Source organism: Cytobacillus sp. FSL H8-0458 (assembly GCF_038002165.1).
Lineage (GTDB): Bacteria > Bacillota > Bacilli > Bacillales > Cytobacillaceae > Cytobacillus.
Genome location: NZ_JBBOBR010000001.1, coordinates 3381133 through 3405612 on the forward strand (window position 1 = coordinate 3381133; position 24480 = coordinate 3405612).

Here is a 24480-nt window from a genome sequence, read left to right on the forward strand (position 1 = left end):
AGATACTGCTTTTTGCAGATCTCACCCCTATTTTTATTCGCTGATTTTGAAAGCAATTTTCCCCCATTGCTCCGCGTTTGCGATTTTTTCAAAAGCCTGTTCATATTGTTCCAGGTGAAATGCCTGATCCAAAACCGGCCTGATTTGATGTTTTTCAATAAACTGGAGCATTTCATGGTATTCCTCTGCACTTCCCATTGTTGAACCAAGCATGTTTTGCTGAGCGTAAAAGAGACTGCGGAGATTGAGTTCCAGCACATCCCCAGTAGAGGAGCCAAATGTTACGATGGTACCGCCATTGCGAAGGATTTCCAAAGATTTATTAAATGTAGCCGGGCCAACAGATTCAATGACAAGATCCACCTTTTCCCCGCCAAGAGCTTCCGGCCACTCTTCACTGCTGTTTAAGGCTTTATCTGCACCAAGCTCGAGAGCTTTTCGGCATTTTTCCTCTGAACGTGAAGCCACATACACAGATGCCCCTGCCGCTTTTGCGAATTGCATTAAGAAGGTTGCCACACCCCCTCCAATTCCGGGAATGAACACCTTCATGCCTGCCTGAAGCTTTCCTCTAGTGAATAATGCTCTGTAGGCGGTTAGTGCTGCCAGGGAAAGGACACCCGCGTCCTCCCAGGTTAAATACCCTGGCTTGGGAGCTGCGTTTTCAGCCGGAATTATGATGTATTCCGCAAATGTCCCATGAAACGGCAAGCCGACGATTTCAAAGCCGGCTGGGGGTGCCTCGCTTTTTTCCTTCCAGCCGAGTCCGGGATTGATGATAACTTCATCGCCTGGCTTCATGTCTGCAACGTTATCTCCGACTGCGTCGATAATTCCCGCTCCGTCTGAACCGATGACAAGCGCAGGATCTTCCGCCTTGTGGCGGTTCAGGACAAATAAATCCCGATGGTTCAGCCCTGCCGTCTTTAATTTCACCCTGACTTCGCCGGCACCCGGCTCAGGCTTTTCAATTTCACCATAAGATAACCCGGCAAGACCGGCTTTACCTTCATGAATGACCGCTTTCATTTCCTCCACCTGCTTTTCTTTAAAAATTTCGTCTATTCTATCATATCTTGAAAAGGATTGGGGAAAAAAGCGATTTGCCTAGTTCAGCCTCAGTTTCACAAACTTTCTTTTTCCTGCCTGAAGAACTAATCCGTCTGTAATTTTCACGAGCAGCTTTACATCGCTGACTTTTTCTCCGTTTAAACGAATGCCGCCTCCTGCAATCATTTTTCTTGCTTCTGTTTTGGATGAAAGCAGGCCAAGGCCGGCAATCAGGTCGGTAATGAGCATTTCACCCTCACCCCTCCATTCGGTTTCCGGGATCTCATCCGGCATGGCTCCTTTTTGGAAAATGGTTTGGAAATGCTGTTCGGCTTTCTCGGCTTCAGCTGCACCATGGTACATGCGGACAATTGTTCTTCCCAAGAGCATTTTGGCGTCACGCGGATGAAGAGTTCTGTTTTCCAGCTCTTCCGCGATTTGCTGTTTTTCGGTCACCGGCAAATCTGTTGCGAGATTGAAGTATTTTACAATCAGCTCATCCGGTATGGACATCATTTTGCCATACATATTATTAGGATCCTCATCCACACCGATGTAATTGTTTTTCGATTTGGACATTTTCTCTTTGCCATCCAGGCCCTCAAGGAGCGGCATCAGGATGACGACCTGCTTTTCCTTTTGAAAATGCTCCTGCAGATGGCGTCCCATCAGAACATTGAAATGCTGGTCGTTTCCGCCAAGCTCGATATCGCTTTCAAGAGCAACCGAGTCGTAGCCCTGCATCAGCGGGTAGAAAAACTCATGAAGCGAGATTGGTTTACCTGTGGCCAGCCGCTCTGAAAAGTCATTTCGCTCCAGAAGGCGGGCAACCGTTATGCTTGCAGACAGGCGGATAACGTCTTCAAGCTGGAGGTCAGAAAGCCATGCTGAGTTGTAGTGAAGATCGACTTTATCCATGTCCAGCACTTTGCTGAATTGCTCGAAGTAGGTTTTAGCATTATGCTTCACTTCTTCATCTGTGAGCTGATTTCGGGCTGCCGATTTCCCTGTCGGGTCGCCAATTTTCCCTGTAAAATCGCCAATGATCAGCTGGATGACGTGGCCGTTGTCCTGGAACTGCTTTAATTTATTCAGCACGACCGTATGGCCGATATGGACATCCGGTGCAGAAGGATCAAGGCCCAGCTTAATTTTTAAAGGCTGATTTTGAAAAATGGATTTGGCTATTTTATTCTTCAATTCGGCTTTTGGCAGAATCTCCTGGACGCCATTACAGTAAATCTCAAGCTGCCTCTCTGTTTCAAGCTTTTGCTGGGCTGTTAATTTTTCAAAAAAATTGTCCATGTATTCCCTTCCTTTCTGTTTTTGGAATATAAAAAACCACGCCCCTAAAGAAAGGGACGTGGTTAACGCGGTACCACCCTTTTTGAAGATTGCTCTTCCGCTCAGCGGATTAACGGTCCGTGCCGTTCCCTGCTACTACTGTTCACAGAAAAAGTTCGAGAAGGTAATTCACTGTTATCTATGTGCTGATTTTCACCGGGCATCAGCTCTCTAAAACAGGGAGAAGAACAGCTACTTATTTCTGTCATTACTTTAAAATTTTAAATTTTTATTATTTTAGCGGAATGTTTTGGAAAGTTCAAGTGTTTTTTTCATGAGTAACAATAGATAAAAATAAACCAGGAACATGCAATGCCCCTGGTCCATGCTTATTTCGTTAAGATAATCGGTCCTTCTTTTGTTATGACAACGGTGTGTTCACATTGGGCGACATGGCTTTTGTTAGGTGTGACGAACGTCCACCCGTCGCTCATTTCCCTTACTTCTTCATCTCCGCTTGAAATAAACGGTTCGAAGGCGACAACCATGCCTTCTCTTAACAGCTGTTTATCCCATGGATCAAAATAGTTCAGAATATGGTCCGGCTTCTCGTGAAGGGAGCGGCCGACACCGTGTCCGGTCAGATTCATGATAACGTTGAATCCATTGTTTTTTGCCACTTTATGAACCGTTTTACCGACAAGGCTCAGCTTGCCGCCCGGCTTTAATTTTTTCATGCCTTCATCAAATGCTTCCTGTGCCGCATCACATAACTTTTGCAGCTTCTCGTCTTCCCCAACGACAAATGATAGGCCTGTATCTGCGAAATAGCCATTCTTTGATCCTGAAACATCAATATTTACAAGATCGCCTTCTTTTATTATGCGGCTTCCTGGAATGCCATGAGCCACTTCTTCATTCACGCTTATGCATGTGAAGCCGGGAAAGTCGTATTCTCCTTTAGGGCCTGAAATCGCTCCATTCTTTTCAAATAGCTCTCCGGCTAAATCATCAAGTTCTTTGGTTGTTACGCCTGGCTTGGTTTTTTCAATCATCGCATCGCGAATCTCCGCGACAATTTTGCCGATTTCCTTAAGTTTTGCTAATTCTTCTTCACTTTTTACAATCATACAGAATCCTGCCTTTTCTTTAGTTGTTATTCCTCTATTATAATCTAAATGTGGCGCGCTTAATAAGATTTCGCCTTTTCTCTTGCTAAAAACCTAATAATCAACAGAAAAGTGATAAGGCCAGTTAAAGAAAACAGTAAGACTTCAATCAGATGTCCTTCACCTTCATTTTCTTTAGCTGGACTTGGTTTTCTTACTTCTTCATTCATTATCTTTCCGTAATAATCCTCATGACCTGATACAATTCTGCCATCCTTCCCTTGAACCATTCCATTGGGGCCGGCAACGGGAACAAGAAAGTGTGCTTCCTTTGTTTTTTCCAAAAATAACAGGAACTTGCCGCCCTCCTGCTGAAATTCCTCTGCCCATCCAGTATCGTTGCCATCAATGCCTGCCGTTATGGTTTCTGCTGCTTCTCCTTTATACACCTTTTCGACTTGAAACTGTCTTCCATAAAAAATACCCCTGCTAGATTTTTGTTTGCTTTTAAAATTATATGTACCCAGCACAATAACTTGTGAACGGGATTCAACCTCTTCCGGCTTAAGGTCCACCCATTTTACTGCCAGTGTCTGCGAACCGCCTGGCAGCATGAGCAACATCAGTATTAAAAACACCTTTTTCATTGGTTTCTTCCTTGAATTTCTTCTATCCCTGGCCATAATAATTTCCAGTTCTTTTTTTCAATTCGCTGGAGGTAAACTCCAAATAACTTACTATCTTCAGCAAACATAGGTGTGGGCTTTATTTTATAAGCAAGCAAGTCCCCGATCCCCCATGGAGCAGTTAATATAATATTGTTTTTGTCATCAAGCTTTAATCCAAGGGCAGTAGCCGTTTCAGGAAATTTCGAGATCGCATCCACTGATGAAGTATATGGGGGGAGGTCATTAATCAGATGCATTCTTGCCTCATTTTTAACTGACCAGGGCACTTTGGGCAGAAGGGATTTAAGCTTGGACTCCAGCTCTTTTTCCGTTTCTTCACTAAGGTCACTCTTATTAAAATAAACGACATCCACATCAGGCAAGTGAGTTCTATTGCTGAATCCATGAAGAGTATCCCAGACTTTTGCCCTCACAAAGCCGGCACAGACCCACCAGTCCGGGAGGTTTAATGACTTTGCGGCCGATAGGATGTTCATCATCCATTTGTCCTGCTTTACCAGCTTCACTATATCTTCTTCTGTCTTAATCAGCATGTTCCCTCTCCGTCTCTCGAATCGAATGCAGTACACGCCTGTAGTAGTAATCCTCATGCGGAACAAAGTCCTCTTTGCGTACGGTAATGACAGTGGTGATTCTATCATCTTTTTCAACCTGAAATCCTTCTGCCTTAATATGTTCTCTTCCTTCAAACCAAAGCTCATAGAAGTCTTCCAGAGCAATCCGGTAGATTCCCGTTACTTCTTCGAGCTGCGGCTTGAACTCCTCCAGTGTATGGACGCTGTGATAAAGAAATACATTCGCCAGTTCTTTGTCGATAAAATTTTCTTTCTCTGCAATATATTCAATGACACCCAGTGGCACCAAGTCCGCAAAATCAACATGAATCCCCAGTTCTTCCTCCACTTCCCGCATGCCATCCATGACAGATTCATGACTCATGAGATGGCCTGCAGAAGTTATGTCCAGAAGTCCGGGGTAATCCTTTTTGTTATTGCTGCGGTATTGAAAATATATGTATTCCTTTTCTTCTTCTCTATTGACGAACCAGCAGTGGAAAGTTTCATGCCAGTGACCTTTTTGATGGACTTCTTCACGGGAAGCTACACCGATTTGTTTTCGGTTTTCATCAAAAATATTGAGAATTTCTGTGTCCAATTAATTGTCCTCCTTGTTTAAATAACTCTTGAATAATTCATGCGTGGCAGCTTGAAATAAACCCCGATTAGTGGTAAATTTCATAGAAATTCCTCCTTATTAAAGGGATACCCGGCTGCCGGTTTCCCCTGTTACTGTTTTCCTGATTGATTCTGGTAATTACGCTGCACCATTCCTGAAGATTTGATCATTCCGAATTTTTCATAAAACGGCTGTAATTCAGGGTCACACATAATATCAATCATGTAAATGCCGACCAGCTCTTCCAGTAAACGGGTGACCAGCTTTTGGCCGATACCCTGCTGCTGGTATTCGGGCAGCACTTCAAGCAGCGGAATGTAGGCAGATAGCACTCCATCGCTGATTGCTGTGGTGAATCCAGCCACTGCATGTTTATCTCGGTCAACGGCCAGCACGATCTTCGTGCTGTTTTTTAAAAGCATTAGATGTTTTTCAGGGCTCGGCGGATTTGGCCACCCGTCAAAAAAACCTTCCAGCATATCTGATGATATTCCTTCTATATCCACTTTATATTCGATCATTTTGTCAGCTCCATTTTTCTATCAGAAGAAAGCATACAAAATTCCTCCTGACCCGTTAATCAATTAATTTTTCGACAAATAGGCAGGAAAAGCCTGTATATTTTTCTGAAAAATTCAAACAGTTCATTTTTCATTTATTCTTTAATCTATTAAAATAATGATAATAAAACTTGGTTAAAGGGGCCCTAAGAATGCTTGAACTGCTGATTACAATGCTGGAGCGGCTTGGAATCATTGTCACCATTGCGCTGATTCTGACAAGGTTCCGCTTTTTCAGAGAGATGATTTATGGCGAAAGATTAAAACGGCAGCAGGAGTATAAAGCCATTCTTTTTTTCGGTTTCTTTGGCATTATTGGAACCTATTCAGGGCTTGCCTTCAATACAGACACACTGCAGTTTAACCGCTGGGCATCCGAGCTTGCTTCTGATGAAGCCATTGCTAATTCCAGGGTGATCGGGGTTGTTCTCGCCGGATTGCTTGGCGGCCCTAAAGTTGGAATTGGCGCAGGAATTATAGCAGGATTCCATCGATTTACGCTTGGCGGCTTTACCGGGATTGCCTGCGGGCTGGCGTCCATAGTGGCGGGGCTGCTTGCCGGCTTTTTCCGCCGAAAGAACGAACATGTGAAGCTGTCATCAGCCTTCTTCATTGGTGCTGCGGCTGAAGCCGTACAGATGCTGATTATTCTTGGAATATCACGGCCCATGGAAAAAGCGGTCGCACTTGTCGAAATGATTGGGATTCCTATGATTATAGCAAATGGGCTTGGCAGTGCCTTATTCTTGCTGATCATAAAAAATGTCATTAATGAAGAAGAAAAAGCAGGTGCTTTTCACGCACAGAAAACCCTTCGGATTGCAGACCAGACCCTAGCTCACCTTCGGGAAGGCATTAATCATAAATCCGCTCTGGCAGTCTGCCTGATTTTACATAAGGAACTTCAAATGAAAGCAGTTGCAATCACCAATCACACTGAAATCCTTGCCCATGTCGGCCTTGGAAATGACCACCACCGTTCCCGAAGCCCAATTCAGACCCAGATAACACGGGATGTCATTCAACACGGAGAAATTGCGGCTGCCAATGACCAGACCATCCATTGCCGGCAGGAAAACTGTCCTCTTGGCGCTGCCATTGTCGCTCCTTTAAAGCTGCGCGGTGAAACCATCGGAACGCTAAAGTTTTACTTCACTTCGGAAAAAGAAATGACAAATCTTGTGATGGAGTTAATCTCGGGACTAAGTGCACTACTCAGCAATCAGCTCGAAATCGCTGAGGCTGATAAAGCCTACCAGCTGGCAAAAGAAGCGGAAATTAAAGCGCTGCAGGCACAAATTTCACCGCATTTTTTATTTAATTCATTAAATACGATAATCTCCCTTGTCCGGATCGAGCCTGCTCAGGCACGGAAACTGCTTGTATCACTATCGCATTTTCTTCGCCAGAACCTGACGGCCACGACAGTCAGCTGTACGACTCTTGAACAGGAGCTCAGACACGTAAAGGCCTATTTGTCAATTGAAGAAACCCGGTTTGTGGATCGGCTCGAAGTCATATACGACATTGAAGAAGATGCCCTATTGGAGAGAATCCCGCCGCTCACTCTGCAGCCGATTGTGGAAAACGCGGTAAAGCATGGGATTAAGAACAAGGAACAAGACTGTATCATTATGATCAAAATTCAGAAACAGGACGGAATGACGATAGTAAAGGTGAAGGATAATGGACAGGGAATGAGCCGGGAAAGAGCCGAACAGCTCGGGAAGGAAACCCTGCAGTCAGAATCGGGATCAGGACTTGCATTGTACAATGTAAACCGCCGGCTGACTATTATGTTTGGTGAGGAAGCTTCGCTGCAAATTTCCAGCACGCCAGGCATGGGCACTCACATCCAATTCGCCATTCCACAAACGGAGGAAAAAAGCTGATGGAAAAAACGATCCGAGCCCTAATCGCTGATGACGAACGCTACAGCAGAGATGAATTAAAACATTTACTGGAGGAATTTCCTGCAATTCAGGTTGTCGGTGAGGCTGAATCCGGCGAAACAGCGGTGATGAAAGCCATCCAGCTTCAGCCGGATGTTGTTTTTCTTGATGTGGAGATGCCCAAAATGAACGGTATGGAAGCGGCCAAATCCCTGCACGAACTGAAAAAAGTCCCGCTTATCATCTTTGCAACAGCCTACCCGCAGTTTGCTGCTGAAGCCTTCCGCTATGAAGCGACCGATTATTTATTGAAGCCCTATGACGAGGAACAGCTCGAGCAGACCATCAGGCGTGTGGAAAAATTGATTGGCGCCAAAAAAGAGAATGACATCGGCAAGCCGGCGGGCAAACTGGCTATTGAAGAAGATGGAGAAATTTTATACCTGGAGCCAAAAGAAATCCTCTATATCGGCCGGGACGAAAAAGTATCCCGGATTATCACCAGGACCGGAGAGCATGAAACCAAAACCCCGCTGAAGGATTTGGAGAGCCGGCTCTTACCCTTCTCTTTTTTCAGAATTCACAAAAGTTACCTGGTAAATCTGGATTATGTAACTCGACTGACTCCATGGTTTAACGGGGCGTATCAGCTTGAGATGGAAGGCCGGGAAGAGCTCTTGTCTGTGAGCAGGAACTATGTGAAGGCACTGCGGGTGCGATTGGAATTGTGAAAAAGCATCGGGGACGGTGCTTTTTTTATGGTGCTGGGATGAGAGTGCCCTTTGAGTTGGGGCTTGTACTGATCTCAAGGTTAATTGCGTTTGAGCTAAAATCTCCACCCTACCTTCTTTTCAAAAATAACATAGTGAATTTTCAAATACATTCCCGCCTTTCTATGCATCTTAATCCTCCTTCATTGCCTTTTAATCATCATTTTTTACATCTTGGTCACAAATTGTTCAAATTTTCTCCTTCTTTTGTATAATTAATGTAAACGCATTCATAAAGGGGGATAAATATGATTACTTTTTTAGCCTGTATTGCACTTTTAATTGTAGGTTATTTTACGTACGGCAAGTTTGTTGAAAAAGTCTTCGGTGTGAAGGAGGCACGTACAACACCTGCCTATACACATGCTGACGGTGTGGATTATATCGCCATGAGTACGCCAAAGAACTCGTTAATCCAGCTGTTGAACATTGCTGGTACCGGCCCGATTTTCGGTCCAATCATGGGAGCTCTTTACGGGCCTGTAGCTTTTATCTGGATCGTGGTCGGCTGTATTTTTGCCGGTGCTGTTCATGACTATTTAACAGGAATGATTTCCATACGCAACCGCGGCGCACATTTGCCCGAGCTTGCGAGCAAGTTCCTCGGGAAAGTCATGAAGCATGTTGTGAACGCTTTCGCCGTTCTTCTTCTGTTATTGGTTGGTACGGTGTTTGTTACGACTCCGGCTGATCTGCTTTATGTGGTGATGGATCAGAAGGTATCTGTAACCCTCATCATTGCTGCAATTTTCATTTATTACATTTTGGCGACTTTACTGCCTGTTGATAAAATTATTGGCCGCTTATACCCATACTTTGGAGCATTGCTTTTAATCAGTGCACTTGGTGTTGGTATCGGTTTAGTTGCGACCGGCGCTAATATTCCCGAAATTTCACTGCAGAATTTCCACCCGGCTAATGCACCTATTTTTCCATTGCTGTTTTTCACGATTACTTGCGGTGCTCTTTCCGGCTTCCATGCGACACAGACACCGATTATCTCCCGTACAACTCAGAATGAGAACCAGGGACGCAAAATTTTCTATGGCATGATGATTGCAGAAGGAATTATCGCGATGATCTGGGCGGCTGCTGCAATGAGCTTGTTTGATGGCTACAATGGATTAAGTGATTTCCTTGCAAACGGCGGTCCGGGAGCAGTCGTCAGTGAAGCTTCGACCATGATGCTTGGTGCGATCGGAGGAACACTTGCTGTTCTTGGAGTTGTTGTCCTTCCAATCACTTCAGGAGATACGGCTTTCCGGAGTGCACGGATGATTATTGCTGATTATATTAATTTTGCTCAGAAGAAATTCTCAAGCCGTTTGTGGATTGCTATTCCTTTGTTCGCGGTTTCACTGGCACTAACGCAAATCGACTTTAACATTTTATGGAGATACTTCAGCTGGGCTAACCAATCAACAGCAGTTATCGCACTGTTTGTCGGTGCCATGTACTTGTATATCGCAAAGAAAAATTACTGGATTTCGCTTATTCCTGGCACGTTCATGCTGCTGATGGTCTTAACGTATATCTTAAACGCACCAATCGGTTTCGGATTATCCTGGAATACTGCCTGGATTGGCGGTGCATTCGGCACAGTTGCTCTTGTAGCCCTGTTCTTCTCCGCGGCTAAAAAAGCTCGGGCGAATAATCTGCCGCTTGAAGAGGATATTTCCGGCTGGAAAAGATCTGCTTAATGGGCTGCTGTAATCCCAAATATCGGGAAACGGTAAATGAGGAAGAGAAGAGAATAAACGCGAAAGGCGAGGATTCACTCTCTCTTTCTGCCAAATTGATTTTAGCAGCAGTTATGTTATCAGGAACAGGCATCTTCTTCTATTTAACTTAGCAATCTGGCAAAGGTGCACGTACATGCGTGCACTTTTCCATTTAACCAAAGGGGGCATTATTGTATGAGAATATTGGTTGTCGGAGCCGGAGCCATTGGAGGCTATTTTGGCGGAAGGCTTATGGAAAAAGGAGTGGATGTTACGTTTTTGGTAAGGAAAAAAAGAAAGCAGCAGCTTGAGAAATATGGGCTGCTCGTGGAAAGTGTACATGGGAATATGGCATTTCCTGAGCCGAAAACGATTCAGGCTGGAGAAATGGCAGAAGCATTCGATATCATCCTTCTCTCTACCAAAGCTTATCATCTTGAGGGAGCCATCAGGGATATCCGTCCATACACAGGCAACAAAACTTTGATTCTTCCTCTATTAAATGGAATTGCCCATATGGATCAGCTTACAGCTGTTTTTGGAGAAGAGAACGTTCTGGGCGGCCTTTGCTTTATTGAAACCACTCTGGGCGAAAATGGCAAGGTGATTCATACCAGCCCAGTCCATGATTTGGTTTTCGGGGAGCGTTCTGGTGAAAAAACGGGGCGGATTCTGAAGCTTCAAGAGGCTTTTTCAGGTACAAAAGCAAACTTCCGCCTCTCTGAAAATATCGAACAGGGGATGTGGCATAAGTACCTGTTTATCTCTACGCTTTCCGGCGTCACCTCCCTGTTCCGCTCCCCTATCGGTCCGATCCGCGAGCAGGCTTTCGGATTGAATTCGATTAAAGAGGTTCTAAAAGAGGCATCTGCCATAACGAGAGGCCTGGGTGCTCCGCTAGCTGACGGGATTGAAGAAGCTCAGGTGAAAAAAATACGTGAAATAGGCTATGAAATGAAATCTTCCCTGCAGCGGGATATGGAAAAGCAGCAGGCTATTGAAGCGGACCATTTCTTTGGTTATTTGCTGGAAAAGGCAGAGCTGCTGGATTTACATGCTCCTGTTCTGGCAGCAATTTATGCTAATTTAAAAGTTTATGAGAAAAATAATCTTTAAAACCAAAAATCCGAGCAGGTCACCCCGCTCGGATTTTTTTAGTCTATTATTTTGTACTGCTGTTCGAATTATAGAAGAATTTCGCTGTGATGGATCCATCCGCATTTTCTTTAATGTCTGTTACATGGATTCCGGAGTCAGCCGGTGTTGAACTGTTGCCTTTCCAGAAATAGTAAGAGCCCGTGTGTACATTTCCGGATACAGGTGTGATTTTGCTTCCTGTTTTGAAGAAGTCACCTGCATCACCGCGGTTTGCGTTTTTCTCCAGGTCATACTTGCCGTCTGCCTGAAGGACAGATAACCCATAGTGCGTGACGACTGTACCGTCACTTGCTGTTTGAGATTGGTTGTACTGGAAGCGTTTGTTCATCCAGTTTTCCACATTATTTGGACGGAAGCCGGCTGTCTGGTACAAGTTGATGATGTTCTCATCTACATGCCATGCCACTAAGCCTTTAGCGTCTTCACCCTGACGGATAAACCCTTTGTTAAAGCCGTCCTGCTGAACATTTTCAAAAAGGAAGTATTCAGTTCCATTTGAGCCTGGCACTTCCATTTTAACGATGCCGTTGTCAGCTTCCGCTTTGCTGATTGGCGGCAGTGTAATAGTTTGCGGCTCATCCTCCGGTTTCACTTCAATTGGATTTACCCATCCTAAGAAAATCTTAGAGAATGGATCAAAGTGCGCTGGAGAGTTTCCGCCAAATTCAGGTTTATTCGGATAGCGCAGCCATGATCCGCCTGCCATCAACGAGTAGTTCCCTACCCCCTCAGAGCTATAGACCGTATCATAGAAGTCAGGCAATCCCAGTGCATGTCCAAATTCATGGGCATAAACCCCAGTTTGTGCAGGGAATGGACCTGTTTTTGCTTCTTCTTTATAAGTGTTTGTTGCAGCATCAAATCCGGCAACGTTTCCGCCAATTCCCGGCTGGATGTTGTAATTGTTAACGAGTACGCCATCATAGGTCATATCTTCTTTAACAGTTTTGCCAATCCATTCTGCTTCTGTCATTCCTTCTTTTACTGGTGCCGGCTGGCCAGTTTCATAGTATTTGCCGTAGTAAAGGGCGCTGAGGATATTCCACTTATGAGACCAGAATTGTGCCGGGTCACGGCTGAATTCAGCCCCTGTTCCTTCATGAATGACGAAAATGTTAGGCACTTCCCCATTCTCGGCATATTTAGAGAAATTAACCTGATCGTCTGCTGCTTTCAGCAAGTCACGGATGAATTCACCTGTATGGGCATCACCATTCACGTTCCCATTTACATATGTGCCGTTTTCAGCAAACTTTCCTTCCTGGTCCAAGTAATATGAAGCCCCTTTTGGCATCTCCACCCAGACAAATTCGGTGTTCTCTTTTCGGACCAGGTTCGTTTTTCCATAGCTGGATTCCTTATAAGCGTTTTGCATTGTGCGGTCCTTTGGAACATCCGGACCGTCGTATTTCTCGAACTGAGGAAGCTCATACGGGTTATACTCAGTGCCAAAAATTAAATCCTCATAATATTTAGCCGGGACTTGTCCGGGCATATCACCGACCGGCTCATCACCATCCGGATATTTTGCGAGAAGGACTAGAACCGGTATATCCCCTGTTGCTTCTTTATATGCAACATGATTGTCGCCAGGCTGCTGGAATTTCGCTCCTGCCTTGGCTGCTTTCTCAGCTGGATCTGCCTTTGACAGATCGATGCCAAGTTCTTTTGCTTTTGCAGCAAGCTCCGGTGACGCACCGACATGATGTGCAAGACTGATTTGATACTTGCTTTCCTGCTTAGCTTGAGTATCTGCCGGCCCGGCTCCTGCAAAAACGGCACTTCCTGCTAAAGCAAGCGATAAAGCTGAAGTTGATAGAACTTTTAACAATATACTCACTCCCTATAATCTATTTCTGTAATCTAAATATTATAAAATATTCAGTATATTCTAAATAGGAATAAAGCATGGTTTCATATAGAAGTTCGTGATACTAAAGACTTATTTTTCAAAAAAGTTACAGGTGAAAAGATTATTTCACTGAGAAATTTCCTTTAATAGGTTAATGATTTATAATAGAGGGATATGTAAATAAAGGAGACTCTAACATGACTAATATAGAAGATAATGCCCCCAAAAAAATCAGCCTTAAAGAAGCAATGAAACAGCAGCTTATGAATAAAAAGCAGGGTCAGTCAGGCGGAGCTTTTAATAATACCCCTGTTAAATCCACGAAAGCACTGAAAAGCCAGCAGACTAAGAAGACCAATAATCAGCGGAAACGGACGGGTGTGTAATGGAAGGCCAGAATCGCGCTGCCATAGCGCCAGGATTAAAAGTGAAGATTGTACTTAAAAAGGATCAGCGGACAGGTGTGCTGACAGAAGGAATCGTGAAAGACATTTTAACGAAGTCCCCTTCCCATCCGCATGGTATTAAAGTAAGGCTTGAAGATGGTCAGGTTGGCCGGGTAAAACAAATCCTGCGCCCATAAGGAGCGGCCTTTTAATTTGATAACTCACGGAGGAGACTATTGGTTACACTGATTAAACCTTTACTGGTAAATATTACGATACTATTCTCATTCACGTTTAACGGAAATTTGTTTTTTCCCTATCAGACAAAGGCCCCTCTTACCTTTCAGCAAAAATTGATATATGGCCTGCTTGGCTCATTCGGGGCACTTCTGTGTATGTTTTACCCCATTGAAACACTGGGGGAAACCCATTTTGATTTGCGCATGGTCGCGATCATGATTGTGACACTGTATGCAGGGTGGCTGCCGGGATCCATCGTAATGCTGAGTACCGTCATTACCCGCTATGTAATAGGCGGCCAGTTTATTTATATTGGAATTTTGGTTTCTATTTTATCTTTTGTGATTACATTTTCCTTAAGAAGAGTGTTTCTTAATTCTAAACACCGGCTGATAACAGGTTCATTTATTCTCTTTTTTTATTTTTACTTGTATATAGCCATTCTTGCGACAGCCGTCATGTTTCTTGACACCTCTTTTTATCTGACCTATTTCGCCGCGTTTTATCTGACATTTATTGCTCTTATTTTTATAATCGAGAGTCTTTTCAGAACGAATAAACAGATCAGTGAAATGGTATATATGGATAAGCTGACAATGGTCGGCCAGCTGGCAGCTTCGATTGCCCATGAAATTAGAAATCCTTTATCCACTGTGAGGGGCTTCATTCAATATTTGAGCCAGGATACGGCAGATGAGAACTTTAAAAAGTTCTCCCCTCTCATAATTGAAGAACTGGATCGCACAAACAGCATCATTACCAACTATCTTAAAGTTTCAAAGCCTGAACAGTTCCATCTGGCTAATGTCCCCCTGCATGAGGTGATTCAGGATTGCGTCCTGCTCATGAGGCCGCTTGCCTCTTATTCAAATGTAGTGATTGAGTACGGGAATAAAGGGCCATTTTATGTGAGGGGTGATGAAGACCACCTAAAACAGGCCATCATGAATGTGATCAAGAATGGCATTGAATCGGTTCAGGAAAAAGGAAGAATCTCTATCAATACTTCTGCAGATTATTTTCTTAATACGGTTAAATTAACGATTGTGGATAATGGGCGGGGTATGACATCCGAGCAATTACAAAATATCGGTCTGCCTTTTTACACAACGAAAACAAAGGGAACAGGCCTGGGGAGCATGGTTACGAACAAAATCATCCGTGAAATGCAGGGAACGATTGAGTATGATAGCGAAATCGGCAAGGGGACGACAGTGAACATCATACTGCCTTTGCTGAAGAATGATTAAGAAAAAGAGTGCCTGAGTGCACTCTTTTTCTGTATAAATTTTTAGCCAAGCCTGCCGTGGGCTGCTGGCTGATATTTTCTCATCGGGCCTTTTGCCAAAACATCACGCATATAGAAGTCACCGGCCGGATTTGTTTTTTTCAGCAGTTCCAAGAGGTATGTAATATCATCCATGGCGCGGTGTGTCTGGCTGTCTGCAATCCGGTGGGATTGAATAAGCGTCAGCAGCTTGCTGTCTGTAAAGCCGTATTCTTTCCACGGAACACTTCTCATCGTGCAGTACCATTTTAATTCGGTAATATCTTCAGGATACATCCGGTATAAAAAGCTGCGGTCAAAGGATGCATTGTGAGCGAAAACCGAATCAGCGTGAAAGAAATATTTTTTTATTTTGATATCATCAAAGCTTTTTCCGCTGACAGCTTCATATGGAATCCCATGGACTCTGAATGCACGGCTGTAATTATTTTTGGCCGATTTACTGACAGGTTCCCGCAGGAATGCGGATTTATCCTTAATATCAAGAATCTCTCCTGTGTCGGCACGATATGAAAATAGCTTTAATGCCAGTTCGATGATTTCATCGGAATTTGGTCCAAGCCCCGTCGTCTCCACATCCAGCAGCAATCCCATTTTTTCCTGGTTTTTCATGGCCAGCCTCCTCTATTGATTTTAAATTAAGCATATATTAGAGGAGTACTGAAAGCCAGCGGAACCGCTCTTAGATCTTTTTATCGTTTTTCAAGCGGTCCACATAATCCGCATGATAATTCTGGTGCATGTATTCACGGTTTTTCATGGAATAGAAATATCCTGTTGAAAGAGACAGAAATGCGAACAGGAAGCCTACTCCAAAGCCGAAGTTGTGGTAGCCCAGGACAATGCTGACAACGGTAATGATTAATAGCGCCACTAATATATAAAATAAAATATTTTTGATTTTCAAGGATGTGCCTCCTTTTATTTCAATACATTATTAAGAAACTCTTTTATTATTATTATACCAAAAACGAAACAAAACGTCGGACTTATCCGTAAGAATAGCAAGGAGGTTTTTGCCATGATTGGACTTGTCATTACACAGATTTCTGTGATCCTGCTCTTCCTGGTTCTGGGATGGGCTGTACGAGTCAAAAAAGCTTACTGGCTCATTTCCGGTTTCGCCTCGCGGCCTGAGATCGAAAAAGAACAATTGATTAACAGCGGTTATCCGCAAAAAACCGGCAGCCTGCTCATTGGCACAGCTGTCGGGATGCTGGTTCTTCTGCCTTTATCATTTACGGGATTCAGATTTGCAATGGAAGTGCAATTCGGCTTTATGATGATTGTTTTGCTTGGGGGATTCATCTATTTATCGAGATATGAAGTGCCGGCCAAAAGAAAACGAAGTTACATCATTGCTCTCATTCTTTTTATTGTGACACTTGGCCCCCTCATTTACCTGACTGTCTCCAGCCATAAAGGCTATGAAATGGCATTAGCAGAGGATTCATTTGAAATCTTTGGAATGTACGGAGACGAATGGAATTATCGGGATATTCAGTCTGTTCAATTGTTGGAGGATATGCCTGAGGTAACCTGGAAACAGAATGGAATCGGCCTCCCTGCCCTTTCACAGGGGCATTTTAAAGTGACTGGCTACGGCAGCAGCTTATTATTCATCCAGAAAGGCCATACGCCGATCCTGTACATTGAACTTAAAGATGAGCAGATCTTTGTGAACAGCAAAGATTCCGCAGAAACTGAGAGCTGGTATAAGACAATGAAAGAAGAAGCGGATATCAAATGAAGCCGCAAAGCATAATCCCGGCTTTTAATGGAATCCATAATTGGGTAATCATAGTAAAAACAGGAGGTGACTCGTAAAGGTGTCATATTTACTTTTAGTTATTGGATTTTCTTTATTGATTGCAGGGGCAAACTTTTTTGTAGATGGTGCTTCAAAAATTGCGGGGTTTCTAAAGATTTCCCCGCTGCTGGTCGGGCTGACAATTGTTGCATTTGGAACGAGTTCACCTGAAGCCACTGTCAGCATACTGGCTGCGCTGGATGGAAATGCCGATGTGGCTATAGGAAATGTTGTCGGCAGTAATATCTTTAATATCACGCTGGTGGTCGGTGTGACTGCCATGATTTTCCCTTTAAAAGTCGAAAGTGCAACCATTCGCAAGGAGATTCCCTTCACATTGCTTGCCACGGCCGCTCTTATGATTTTCATAAGTGATACATATCTTGACTCTATCAGCAGCAATGTGGTTGCCCGGAGTGATGGTCTTGTGCTGCTGCTGATATTTGCTGTATTTATGTATTATTTGTTTGAAGTGGCCCGGGAGAGCCGAAGCAGCATAGAATCTGCTCCTGTCAAAACAAGTACTTCCCAATGGACAAAGCAAAGTCTTTTAACGATTGCCGGATTGGCTGCCATTATTTTTGGCGGTGACCTGGTTGTTAAAAGCAGTACGGAAATTGCTTTATCATTAGGAATGAGTGAAACATTGGTCGGCTTAACGATTGTAGCTATCGGGACTTCTCTGCCGGAACTGGTGACATCTGTCGCCGCTGCCATAAAAAAAGAGAGTGAAATTGCTTTAGGAAATATCGTAGGAAGCAATATCTTTAACATCCTTTTCGTCCTAGGGGCATCGGCTTCCATATCTCCGCTTCCGGTAGACCCTAAAATGGTTATCGATATTACACTCTTAATTTTAATTACATTCGTGCTCCTTATCTTTTCAAGAAGCCATTATGCCATTGGAAAGTATGAAGGGGGTTTTCTCGCAGCCTCTTACATTATTTATTTGATTTATATCATAATGCGTAATTAGTGCGAGCGCCGGTCTTTTAGGATCGGCGTTTCCTTTTATGCGGAAGTTGTTTTCTGAAAAATACTGCTGCTTCCCTGACTTTACCGCTGCCAGCAGACATATAGAGAGTTCATAGGTAAAGCATGCCAGGCTGGCAATGAAGCAGGAATAATTTTCAATCTATTATTGTGATTTTCTGGTTATTACTATACCAAGAAAACTCCGGAGAATATTCTCCAGAGTCTTTAACCATCAGCCAGCAGCTGAGTTTTTGTTGTAAGGAACTTTCGTGCCAACACTTCTTAACCCGGCAAAAAACCTTGCGGTGAAGATGATCGCAGCCAGAACGATAAAGATTCCGCTGACTGCGCCAACCTGGTCGGACAGTACCCATTGCGGCAGGTGCTCTGCCCATCTTCTAGGAGCACTGATTCCGCCGGCGTAAAGGAATGAGCCCACCAGACCCGTAAAAAACGCAAAATAGAGCGTAATGGTGAATGTATCGATTCCCCTGTGCTGCTGATTGCCTTCTGTTTTATTGAAATAATACATAAATCCGATAATCATAGCGACTACCCCCATTCCCATATATGTATGGAAATGGCCTGGAACCCATTTCGTGTTATGCATCACATGATTGACAACAATGGTGGCATCAATGATGGCAGGAATGGCCCCTGCCACCCATCCGAACATGGAAAGGAAAAACAGGCTTGAGGCAAAGTCCCATTTCATCCGCGAGCGGTAGACAATCATAAGTGCACCGTAGGCAGTAACGACCATAACAGGCAAGCCGTTAGCATAGGAAAACACCTGCCCGATGATAAGCATCCATTTTGGCACTGCAAAGTCCATCAGTAAATGGTGCGTATAAATCATTAAGGTAAAAAGTGTGGAGCAGTTCCAAGCAATTAAAAAGACTTTGTTAGCTTTCCACGGCCGTTTTGTATATTCTGACAGAACCTCATAGACAGCAATAACAGCCATATAGATGGTGCAGTTGGCAAAGATATGGCCGAACGCATAGGTAAGATGCTTGGCAAGCAGCGGATCTATGGTAATGGCCGGATTGATAATATTCACCAATGATGCGGCCAGCACCGTGGCACCTGCCAGCAGTGCAGTCGAGTTGGTGATGATAACCATGGCTGTTGCCACGACAGCAGCAGGCGGCCCGTATCCTTTCTTCCCCCTGAAAATGATATCCCATCCGAGTGCCTTTCCGAGGCTCCCATAAACTGCTGTCAGCCTTGCAGCCAGATACATGTACAGAAGCAAAAAGCCAATGCCAAGAATCAGCATGCCTGCTAAGAAGAAAACTGCCCCTGCTGCCCCGTACATTTTAGCTGACTGGGCAGGAAGCGGATATAAGAACGTCCATCCATCTGAAAAGTCAAAGACAAAAATGGCGATGAGGACCATCGTGACTCCGGTTAAAAAAAGGACTAAGTTTACAATGAGAATGGCAGGGTTAAGCTTCACGTATTTAGACAGGAAGTACCATAGAATAGCCGTTCCTCCCAATGCCGCGATGCCAACCATGCCTGTACCGTGTGCAGTCATGATTTTATAAAACCATTGCGGTGTGATGCTAATCATTTCCCCCTGATTCATTAGCATAATAACCCCAAAGATCATCATAAGAATTAAAACAAGTGCAGTCAAAGCCAGGTGCCATATCACTGCTTTTTTGGCTAAAGGGTGAATCGCATCATTCATCAGAGCTTCCCCCTTCCGGTTCAACAACAATTTCTTTGACCATCACATGATGGCCTGTTGAACAGTATTCAAGACATAATATTTGATAAGTTCCAGGCTCTTCAAACGTATAATAAACGGTATTTGTATATTCAGGCATGGCCTGAGTCTGTGCGACAAGCTCCATTTTTTCATTATATAAGCCGAAACCATGGGTAACATCCGAAGCTGTCACATCAAATTGAACTTTGTCCCCAACTTCGAACCTTTCCTCGCTCATCTCCCACGCATATTGGATTCCGGTTACCTTCACTACCTTCGGTTCACTAAACCCTTCCGCTTCTGCCTGATTCCGGTCATACGGCAGCCTGCCAAGCGTCATAATTGTGGCAAAAGCCATAATGGCAATAAGTCCGAGAAAATAGAATTTCCTTATTTTATATCCTTTTTCCTGAATGGCACTATATTCACCGCTGCGCTTAGATTCACCGTAAACAAACGCGAAAGCCAGCGCCAGCAGGAAAACAAAGAAAACAGTCGCATACATGGCGATAAGCTGATACATTTCTACCCCTCCCATAACGTTTTCAAAAATCCCCCAGCCCTTATTTTAAGTAAGCTCAAAATTAAATTCGGTGATATATGTCCTATTTGATAAATTTTTTTAAAATTTTTCCACAAAAAAAAGCCCTGGATTATCAGGACATTTTCTTCTCTATCGTGTACATCATCCAAAAACCTATATCTTCAAATCCTATGCGTTTATAGATGGTGCCTGCTGCCGGGTTATCATAAAACAGGCACAGCTCTTTATTTTCCGAAAGAAGCTGGCGGCAGAGCTTAACCATGCACTGAGTGGCATACCCCTTCTTTTTGAATTCACTGTCTGTTGCTACACCTACAACCATGGCTGAAAGGGAATTTTCAGCTGTCGTTGAAGCAGTGCTGACCATCTTCCCATCCTCTTTGATAAAAAAGGAACGAGATGAGCCATCCTTTAGCACCCTGCGCTTTCGTTCAACGGTAATAGCGGAATCACTGAATTCCGGAATGCTGTTCAGAAGCTCAACAAGCTGTTCTGCATCTTCAGGAACAGCCTGGCACACTGCTGATACTTCAACACCTTCTGCATTTAACTTTGTGCATTTTGCATAATAGGTTTCCCGCTTTCTTTTTATGCGGTGTGATACATAAGGTTCAATTTTCGCCGTTACAGCTTTCAGGCCGGACATCATTCCAAAGTTCGGGTCATCAAGCATTATCTCCGCAAATCCCTTGGCGTCAAAGTCTCCTGCTGCATATGGGATGAAATTTTCTTCATATTTTAATAAAACAGCCTTTAATTTTCCGTCTTCCCCAAAGTCACCCCACACCTTTTGAAAATCCTGTTCATAGCCGTAGGCTTCAATATCTCCAAGAATGAACAAATTCTCAGCCGGCTGCTGTTTTAAAAGGCTGAAGCACATTTCATGATCTTGTTCAGTTAGTTGTCTGATCATATTCAATTAATCTCCTTCCAATCAAATTGGCTGATACAGGCGCGAGATTCAGGTCCCTTGCCCAGACTGACAGCTGTCCAATATGATGAATTTCATGGGCAATCACATGGTTTAAGATGTCACCCTTTTTATATTGCTTTTCCATCCATGGAGGTGTAACAAACTCATTGTATGGAACTGGCCATTCCTCCTGAAAAAAGTGTACTAATCCCCTTCGGTATTCCTCAGAAAGTGCCATTACTTTATCCAATTCAGCATAGTCGGAAAACAGGGGATCTTTCACTTCCTTGCCCTGTATCACACAAATCCAGCTGTATTCTACATCTGCGATATGAAAAAGGGTTTCCAGTATGCCTCCAACTCCTCCAGTCCGGCTGGCTTTCAGCTCTTCGGCTGAAAGCTGACGGCACCATTCAAACCACTCATCACGCACTTGCCAGTTATAGCGGAATAATGTCAGCAAATCCACTTACCTCCTTGTCCAGATACCTATGAATTTCGTCAGCATATGGGAATTTCCTGCATTTTTATGTTTCAGCCGCATAATTACTGGCTATATATTTAATCCTAAAGGAAGCAGCATGAGAAGAAAGGGGATTGCATGTGAAGAAAAGCTTAATGGTTTTCTATATATCGGTCGGCATTTTATTATTGCTTGTTTTATTCGGTGTTTTTGTCCCGGATTCACTGGAGAGTGTGACAGCAAATGTACAGACCTTCATCACCGATAAATTCGGGTGGTATTATTTGATTCTTGTTTCGTTTATTGTCATTGTCTGTTTATATTTTTTAATCAGCCCTTTAGGAAGAATCAAGCTTGGGAAGCAGGATGATAAACCGGAATTTTCCCGCCCTACCTGGTTTGCGATGCTGTTCAGCGCGGGGATGGGAATCGGGCTGGTTTTCTGGGGTTCAGCAGAACCGATTTATCACTATGCAGTGGGGTCTCCTACCGGCGGAGCAGTAGGGACGGATGAGGCGATTAAGAATGCGATGAGATATACGTACTTCCATTGGGGAATCCATGCCTGGGCGATTTATGGCATTGTCGCGCTTGTGCTGGCTTATTTTAATTTCCGCCATGGGGAGCCCGGTTTAATCAGTGCCACCCTAAAGCCCATATTGGGGGATCGTACACAGGGGGTTACAGGAAAAGTAATTGATATTCTTTCAGTGGTAGCGACTGTTATAGGTGTAGCAACGACACTTGGGTTTGGAGCTGTGCAGATTAACGGAGGGTTGTCATATCTATATGGCCTTCCTGTTAATTTCACCGTACAGTTTGTGATTGTCGCGATTGTTACAGTCCTGTTTATTCTCTCGGCCCTGTCCGGTCTTGGAAAGGGCATCAAGATTTTGAGCAATGCCAATATGCTTTTGGCAGCTGCTTTATTTCTTTTAACGTTTTTTCTCGGACCATCATTATTTATTCTTAACCTGTTCACCAATACGCTTGGAAGCTACCTTCAATATTTGCCGGGCATGAGCCTCAGGATTGCCCCTCTGAATCCGGAGGTCAGGGAATGGATTAATGGCTGGACGATTTTTTACTGGGCCTGGTGGATTGCCTGGGCGCCGTTCGTTGGCATTTTCATTGCCCGTGTTTCCAAAGGAAGGACCATCCGGGAATTTGTCTTTGGGGTTCTGCTAATCCCGTCGCTAATTGGATTTATTTGGTTTTCTACATTCGGGGGAACCGCCATTATGCAAGAGCACCAGGGCACAGCTAAAATCTCGGAATTGGCTACTGAAGAAGCACTTTTTGGCGTATTCTCCAACCTTCCGATGGGTACAGTCCTGTCGATCATCGCCATTTTGCTCATTTGCACGTTCTTTATTACTTCGGCCGACTCCGGCACCTATGTATTAGGAATGATGACGACAAATGGTTCGCATCATCCCGGCAACAAGATTAAATTGGTGTGGGGAGTATTGCTTGCTGCCATATCATTGGTCCTGCTGTATTCCGGCGGGCTTCAAGCTCTGCAGAATACGATGATTGCAGCAGCTCTTCCTTTTTCCGTTATCATGGCTTTAATGACCTTCAGTCTGATCAAGGCCCTTCAGAAAGAAGCCAAGGAGCTTGGGATTGGGAGGATTCCGAAGAAGAAAGTGTAAATGCAGAAACCTGCAGATTTGGCATCTGCAGGTTTTTTGATAGGTTATTTTACCGGAATCCAGATCTCTGAAAAATAATCGGGACTGGACGCATCACCTGCTGTATAGACTTCCAGTTCGGGTGCAGCAGCATGTTCATAGCCGCTTGATGGAAACCATTCCGAGAAGATTTTTTTCCAGGTGTTTTGCATGGCATGCGGCATGGCGCCATGTACTTCGAACACCGCCCATTTGGAGGCCGGGACTTGCAGGCACTCGAAGCTGTCCGGTTTGTCGCCTTCAAAGCTTGCGGCAATCCAGTAATCCATGCTGTCAGACTTCTGGCTGCGGTTATCAACACACACGCCTAGAATTCCTTTGATATCCCCATTATTCAGCTTGAATAGCTTATCGGAGGTTCCGTTACTGTTTACTTCATCCCACATTTTCGGGATGCCGGCCAGATTTTCTTCATTAATTAAACTGAATTCTTTCCTGATACCGGCTACTTGAAAAGCTTCTTTTTCGACAATTGCATATTGCATTGGTTCTGCCCCTTCCAGACTCACCTGGATCACCAGGCGGTTATATGATTTCAGCTTTCCGGAAATATTTCTGGCTTCCGTCGGGGTAATGCCATGCTGCCTGCGGAAAGCCTTAGTAAAAGCTTCGGGAGTGTCATAGCCATATTTATAGGCGAGATCAATCACTTTCAGACCTGTACAAACCAGGTTCTGTGCGGCCAGCGTTAACCTTCTTCCCCGGATATATTCGCCCACCGGCATATCTGTCAAAATGGCAAACGTGCGCTGAAAATGAGATACGGAGGAGTTCGCCGCCTCCGCTGCTCTCTGAATTGAAAAATCCTCATCCAGCAAATGCTCCTCGATATAATCAATGGCCTGCTGCAGCGATTCAATCCATGACATTACTGATCACTCCCTTATGTATAATCCTATCTTTATCTTTTTTTGGCTGCCTGTCATTTTTTGCTTTGTTTTGGCAGGCGTATATTAAAGAATTCTTATTTTAAGCTGAGAATACCTGCTGAATGGGGAATTTTTGATGCGGTTTGCTGTCGGGCATGGGGTAAGCCCTGGATAATACCGGCCGAAACGGAGGTTTTACCGGCCAATTATGCCGTATTACGGGCCAAATTTAAGAAAATACCGGCCAATCTGGATCATTTATCGGCCAAATGGGATATAGAGAGCCTGCCAGGAGGATTATAACGGCTAATTTTCCG

Annotated in this window: 25 protein-coding genes and 1 other annotated feature; of the genes, 10 read left to right on the top strand and 15 right to left on the bottom strand. The window is 44.1% G+C overall.

The window, feature by feature from the left end; all coding sequences use genetic code 11:
- Window positions 1–33: 33 nt before the first annotated feature.
- From NYE23_RS16675 to NYE23_RS16705, 7 genes are all read right to left on the bottom strand, one after another.
- On the bottom strand, window positions 34–1029 hold the full coding sequence (locus tag NYE23_RS16675) for a zinc-binding dehydrogenase (RefSeq protein ID WP_341079386.1): 996 nt from the start codon (window positions 1027–1029) through the stop codon (window positions 34–36).
- A 78-nt stretch (window positions 1030–1107) separates the two neighbouring features.
- Window positions 1108–2355 carry a tyrosine--tRNA ligase gene (tyrS, locus tag NYE23_RS16680; protein WP_341079387.1) on the bottom strand — a complete coding sequence of 416 codons (1248 nt, stop codon included), beginning with the start codon at window positions 2353–2355 and terminating at the stop codon, window positions 1108–1110.
- Between the two features lie 49 nt (window positions 2356–2404).
- Window positions 2405–2612 (bottom strand) — a binding site (T-box leader).
- A 111-nt stretch (window positions 2613–2723) separates the two neighbouring features.
- Window positions 2724–3464 carry a type I methionyl aminopeptidase gene (map, locus tag NYE23_RS16685; RefSeq protein WP_341079388.1) on the bottom strand — a complete coding sequence of 247 codons (741 nt, stop codon included), beginning with the start codon at window positions 3462–3464 and terminating at the stop codon, window positions 2724–2726.
- 59 nt (window positions 3465–3523) lie between these two features.
- Window positions 3524–4090, bottom strand: a complete 567-nt coding sequence (locus tag NYE23_RS16690) for a hypothetical protein (protein ID WP_341079389.1) — start codon at window positions 4088–4090, stop codon at window positions 3524–3526.
- Window positions 4087–4665, bottom strand: coding sequence for a nucleotidyltransferase family protein (locus NYE23_RS16695; RefSeq protein ID WP_341079390.1), 579 nt, complete (start codon window positions 4663–4665; stop codon window positions 4087–4089). Before NYE23_RS16695 ends, NYE23_RS16690 begins: the two co-directional genes overlap by 4 nt.
- Window positions 4655–5287 (bottom strand): NUDIX hydrolase, encoded by a 633-nt coding sequence (locus tag NYE23_RS16700; RefSeq protein WP_341079392.1) that lies wholly within the window; start codon window positions 5285–5287, stop codon window positions 4655–4657. The genes NYE23_RS16695 and NYE23_RS16700 overlap by 11 nt, the downstream gene beginning before the upstream one ends.
- Before the next feature lie 131 nt (window positions 5288–5418).
- Window positions 5419–5829: a GNAT family N-acetyltransferase gene (locus tag NYE23_RS16705; RefSeq protein WP_341079394.1), complete on the bottom strand. Its 411-nt coding sequence runs from the start codon at window positions 5827–5829 to the stop codon at window positions 5419–5421.
- A gap of 191 nt (window positions 5830–6020) precedes the next feature.
- On the opposite strand from NYE23_RS16705, the gene NYE23_RS16710 reads away from it, so the two are divergent.
- From NYE23_RS16710 to NYE23_RS16725, 4 genes are all read left to right on the top strand, one after another.
- Window positions 6021–7760 carry a sensor histidine kinase gene (locus tag NYE23_RS16710; RefSeq protein WP_341079395.1) on the top strand — a complete coding sequence of 580 codons (1740 nt, stop codon included), beginning with the start codon at window positions 6021–6023 and terminating at the stop codon, window positions 7758–7760.
- Window positions 7760–8491, top strand: coding sequence for a LytR/AlgR family response regulator transcription factor (locus NYE23_RS16715; RefSeq protein ID WP_341079397.1), 732 nt, complete (start codon window positions 7760–7762; stop codon window positions 8489–8491). The genes NYE23_RS16710 and NYE23_RS16715 overlap by 1 nt, the downstream gene beginning before the upstream one ends.
- A 287-nt stretch (window positions 8492–8778) precedes the next feature.
- Window positions 8779–10230, top strand: a complete 1452-nt coding sequence (locus tag NYE23_RS16720) for a carbon starvation CstA family protein (protein ID WP_341079400.1) — start codon at window positions 8779–8781, stop codon at window positions 10228–10230.
- 216 nt (window positions 10231–10446) lie between these two features.
- Window positions 10447–11367, top strand: coding sequence for a ketopantoate reductase family protein (locus NYE23_RS16725; protein WP_341079404.1), 921 nt, complete (start codon window positions 10447–10449; stop codon window positions 11365–11367).
- Between the two features lie 46 nt (window positions 11368–11413).
- On the opposite strand, the gene NYE23_RS16730 is transcribed toward NYE23_RS16725, so the two are convergent.
- A complete protein-coding gene (locus tag NYE23_RS16730) occupies window positions 11414–13240 on the bottom strand; it encodes a M6 family metalloprotease domain-containing protein (protein WP_341079406.1) in 1827 nt (608 codons plus the stop codon).
- A 218-nt stretch (window positions 13241–13458) separates the two neighbouring features.
- Between NYE23_RS16730 and NYE23_RS16735 the strand changes: the two genes are divergently transcribed.
- From NYE23_RS16735 to NYE23_RS16745, 3 genes are read left to right on the top strand one after another with little or no spacing between them, the layout of a single operon-like run.
- Complete coding sequence (locus NYE23_RS16735) at window positions 13459–13647, top strand: hypothetical protein (protein ID WP_404323446.1); 189 nt, start codon at window positions 13459–13461, stop codon at window positions 13645–13647.
- Window positions 13647–13844, top strand: coding sequence for a YwbE family protein (locus tag NYE23_RS16740; RefSeq protein ID WP_095244303.1), 198 nt, complete (start codon window positions 13647–13649; stop codon window positions 13842–13844). Before NYE23_RS16735 ends, NYE23_RS16740 begins: the two co-directional genes overlap by 1 nt.
- A 39-nt stretch (window positions 13845–13883) precedes the next feature.
- Window positions 13884–15137 (top strand): ATP-binding protein, encoded by a 1254-nt coding sequence (locus NYE23_RS16745; RefSeq protein WP_341079407.1) that lies wholly within the window; start codon window positions 13884–13886, stop codon window positions 15135–15137.
- Window positions 15138–15178: 41 nt separating this feature from the next.
- On the opposite strand, the gene NYE23_RS16750 is transcribed toward NYE23_RS16745, so the two are convergent.
- A complete protein-coding gene (locus NYE23_RS16750) occupies window positions 15179–15787 on the bottom strand; it encodes an exonuclease domain-containing protein (RefSeq protein ID WP_341079408.1) in 609 nt (202 codons plus the stop codon).
- Between the two features lie 70 nt (window positions 15788–15857).
- Entirely contained in the window at window positions 15858–16082 is a 225-nt protein-coding gene (locus tag NYE23_RS16755) for a hypothetical protein (protein WP_341079409.1), read from the bottom strand.
- A gap of 114 nt (window positions 16083–16196) precedes the next feature.
- Between NYE23_RS16755 and NYE23_RS16760 the strand changes: the two genes are divergently transcribed.
- Window positions 16197–16925 (top strand): DUF3784 domain-containing protein, encoded by a 729-nt coding sequence (locus NYE23_RS16760; RefSeq protein WP_341079411.1) that lies wholly within the window; start codon window positions 16197–16199, stop codon window positions 16923–16925.
- 79 nt (window positions 16926–17004) lie between these two features.
- A complete protein-coding gene (locus NYE23_RS16765) occupies window positions 17005–17961 on the top strand; it encodes a calcium/sodium antiporter (protein WP_341079413.1) in 957 nt (318 codons plus the stop codon).
- 231 nt (window positions 17962–18192) lie between these two features.
- Here NYE23_RS16765 and NYE23_RS16770 read toward each other — a convergent pair whose 3' ends face one another.
- The 4 genes from NYE23_RS16770 to NYE23_RS16785 all read right to left on the bottom strand — a co-directional run bounded on the left by NYE23_RS16770 (window position 18193) and on the right by NYE23_RS16785 (window position 21600).
- The gene (locus NYE23_RS16770; RefSeq protein ID WP_341079415.1) at window positions 18193–19659 is read right to left on the bottom strand and encodes a cbb3-type cytochrome c oxidase subunit I; all 1467 of its coding nucleotides are present in this window, start codon (window positions 19657–19659) and stop codon (window positions 18193–18195) included.
- Entirely contained in the window at window positions 19652–20203 is a 552-nt protein-coding gene (locus tag NYE23_RS16775) for a cytochrome c oxidase subunit II (protein WP_341079417.1), read from the bottom strand. Before NYE23_RS16775 ends, NYE23_RS16770 begins: the two co-directional genes overlap by 8 nt.
- A gap of 133 nt (window positions 20204–20336) precedes the next feature.
- Window positions 20337–21137, bottom strand: a complete 801-nt coding sequence (locus NYE23_RS16780; protein WP_341079419.1) for a GNAT family N-acetyltransferase — start codon at window positions 21135–21137, stop codon at window positions 20337–20339.
- Complete coding sequence (locus NYE23_RS16785) at window positions 21118–21600, bottom strand: DinB family protein (protein WP_341079421.1); 483 nt, start codon at window positions 21598–21600, stop codon at window positions 21118–21120. Before NYE23_RS16785 ends, NYE23_RS16780 begins: the two co-directional genes overlap by 20 nt.
- A 140-nt stretch (window positions 21601–21740) precedes the next feature.
- Between NYE23_RS16785 and NYE23_RS16790 the strand changes: the two genes are divergently transcribed.
- Complete coding sequence (locus NYE23_RS16790; RefSeq protein WP_341079423.1) at window positions 21741–23255, top strand: glycine betaine uptake BCCT transporter; 1515 nt, start codon at window positions 21741–21743, stop codon at window positions 23253–23255.
- Between the two features lie 44 nt (window positions 23256–23299).
- Here NYE23_RS16790 and NYE23_RS16795 read toward each other — a convergent pair whose 3' ends face one another.
- Window positions 23300–24163 (bottom strand): AraC family transcriptional regulator, encoded by an 864-nt coding sequence (locus NYE23_RS16795; protein ID WP_341079424.1) that lies wholly within the window; start codon window positions 24161–24163, stop codon window positions 23300–23302.
- Between the last annotated feature and the right edge of the window lie 317 nt (window positions 24164–24480).

Excerpts from the sequence above, each read along its gene's own strand:
- NYE23_RS16675 (WP_341079386.1), bottom strand. The coding sequence starts at position 1,029 with ATGAAAGCGGTCATTCATGAAGGTAAAGCCGGTCTTGCCGGGTTATCT.
- tyrS (WP_341079387.1), bottom strand. The coding sequence starts at position 2,355 with ATGGACAATTTTTTTGAAAAATTAACAGCCCAGCAAAAGCTTGAAACA.
- map (WP_341079388.1), bottom strand. The coding sequence starts at position 3,464 with ATGATTGTAAAAAGTGAAGAAGAATTAGCAAAACTTAAGGAAATCGGC.
- NYE23_RS16690 (WP_341079389.1), bottom strand. The coding sequence starts at position 4,090 with ATGAAAAAGGTGTTTTTAATACTGATGTTGCTCATGCTGCCAGGCGGT.
- NYE23_RS16695 (WP_341079390.1), bottom strand. The coding sequence starts at position 4,665 with ATGCTGATTAAGACAGAAGAAGATATAGTGAAGCTGGTAAAGCAGGAC.
- NYE23_RS16705 (WP_341079394.1), bottom strand. The coding sequence starts at position 5,829 with ATGATCGAATATAAAGTGGATATAGAAGGAATATCATCAGATATGCTG.
- NYE23_RS16710 (WP_341079395.1), top strand. The coding sequence starts at position 6,021 with ATGCTTGAACTGCTGATTACAATGCTGGAGCGGCTTGGAATCATTGTC.
- NYE23_RS16715 (WP_341079397.1), top strand. The coding sequence starts at position 7,760 with ATGGAAAAAACGATCCGAGCCCTAATCGCTGATGACGAACGCTACAGC.
- NYE23_RS16720 (WP_341079400.1), top strand. The coding sequence starts at position 8,779 with ATGATTACTTTTTTAGCCTGTATTGCACTTTTAATTGTAGGTTATTTT.
- NYE23_RS16725 (WP_341079404.1), top strand. The coding sequence starts at position 10,447 with ATGAGAATATTGGTTGTCGGAGCCGGAGCCATTGGAGGCTATTTTGGC.
- NYE23_RS16735 (WP_404323446.1), top strand. The coding sequence starts at position 13,459 with ATGACTAATATAGAAGATAATGCCCCCAAAAAAATCAGCCTTAAAGAA.
- NYE23_RS16740 (WP_095244303.1), top strand. The coding sequence starts at position 13,647 with ATGGAAGGCCAGAATCGCGCTGCCATAGCGCCAGGATTAAAAGTGAAG.
- NYE23_RS16750 (WP_341079408.1), bottom strand. The coding sequence starts at position 15,787 with ATGAAAAACCAGGAAAAAATGGGATTGCTGCTGGATGTGGAGACGACG.
- NYE23_RS16760 (WP_341079411.1), top strand. The coding sequence starts at position 16,197 with ATGATTGGACTTGTCATTACACAGATTTCTGTGATCCTGCTCTTCCTG.
- NYE23_RS16770 (WP_341079415.1), bottom strand. The coding sequence starts at position 19,659 with ATGAATGATGCGATTCACCCTTTAGCCAAAAAAGCAGTGATATGGCAC.
- NYE23_RS16775 (WP_341079417.1), bottom strand. The coding sequence starts at position 20,203 with ATGTATCAGCTTATCGCCATGTATGCGACTGTTTTCTTTGTTTTCCTG.
- NYE23_RS16780 (WP_341079419.1), bottom strand. The coding sequence starts at position 21,137 with ATGATCAGACAACTAACTGAACAAGATCATGAAATGTGCTTCAGCCTT.
- NYE23_RS16795 (WP_341079424.1), bottom strand. The coding sequence starts at position 24,163 with ATGTCATGGATTGAATCGCTGCAGCAGGCCATTGATTATATCGAGGAG.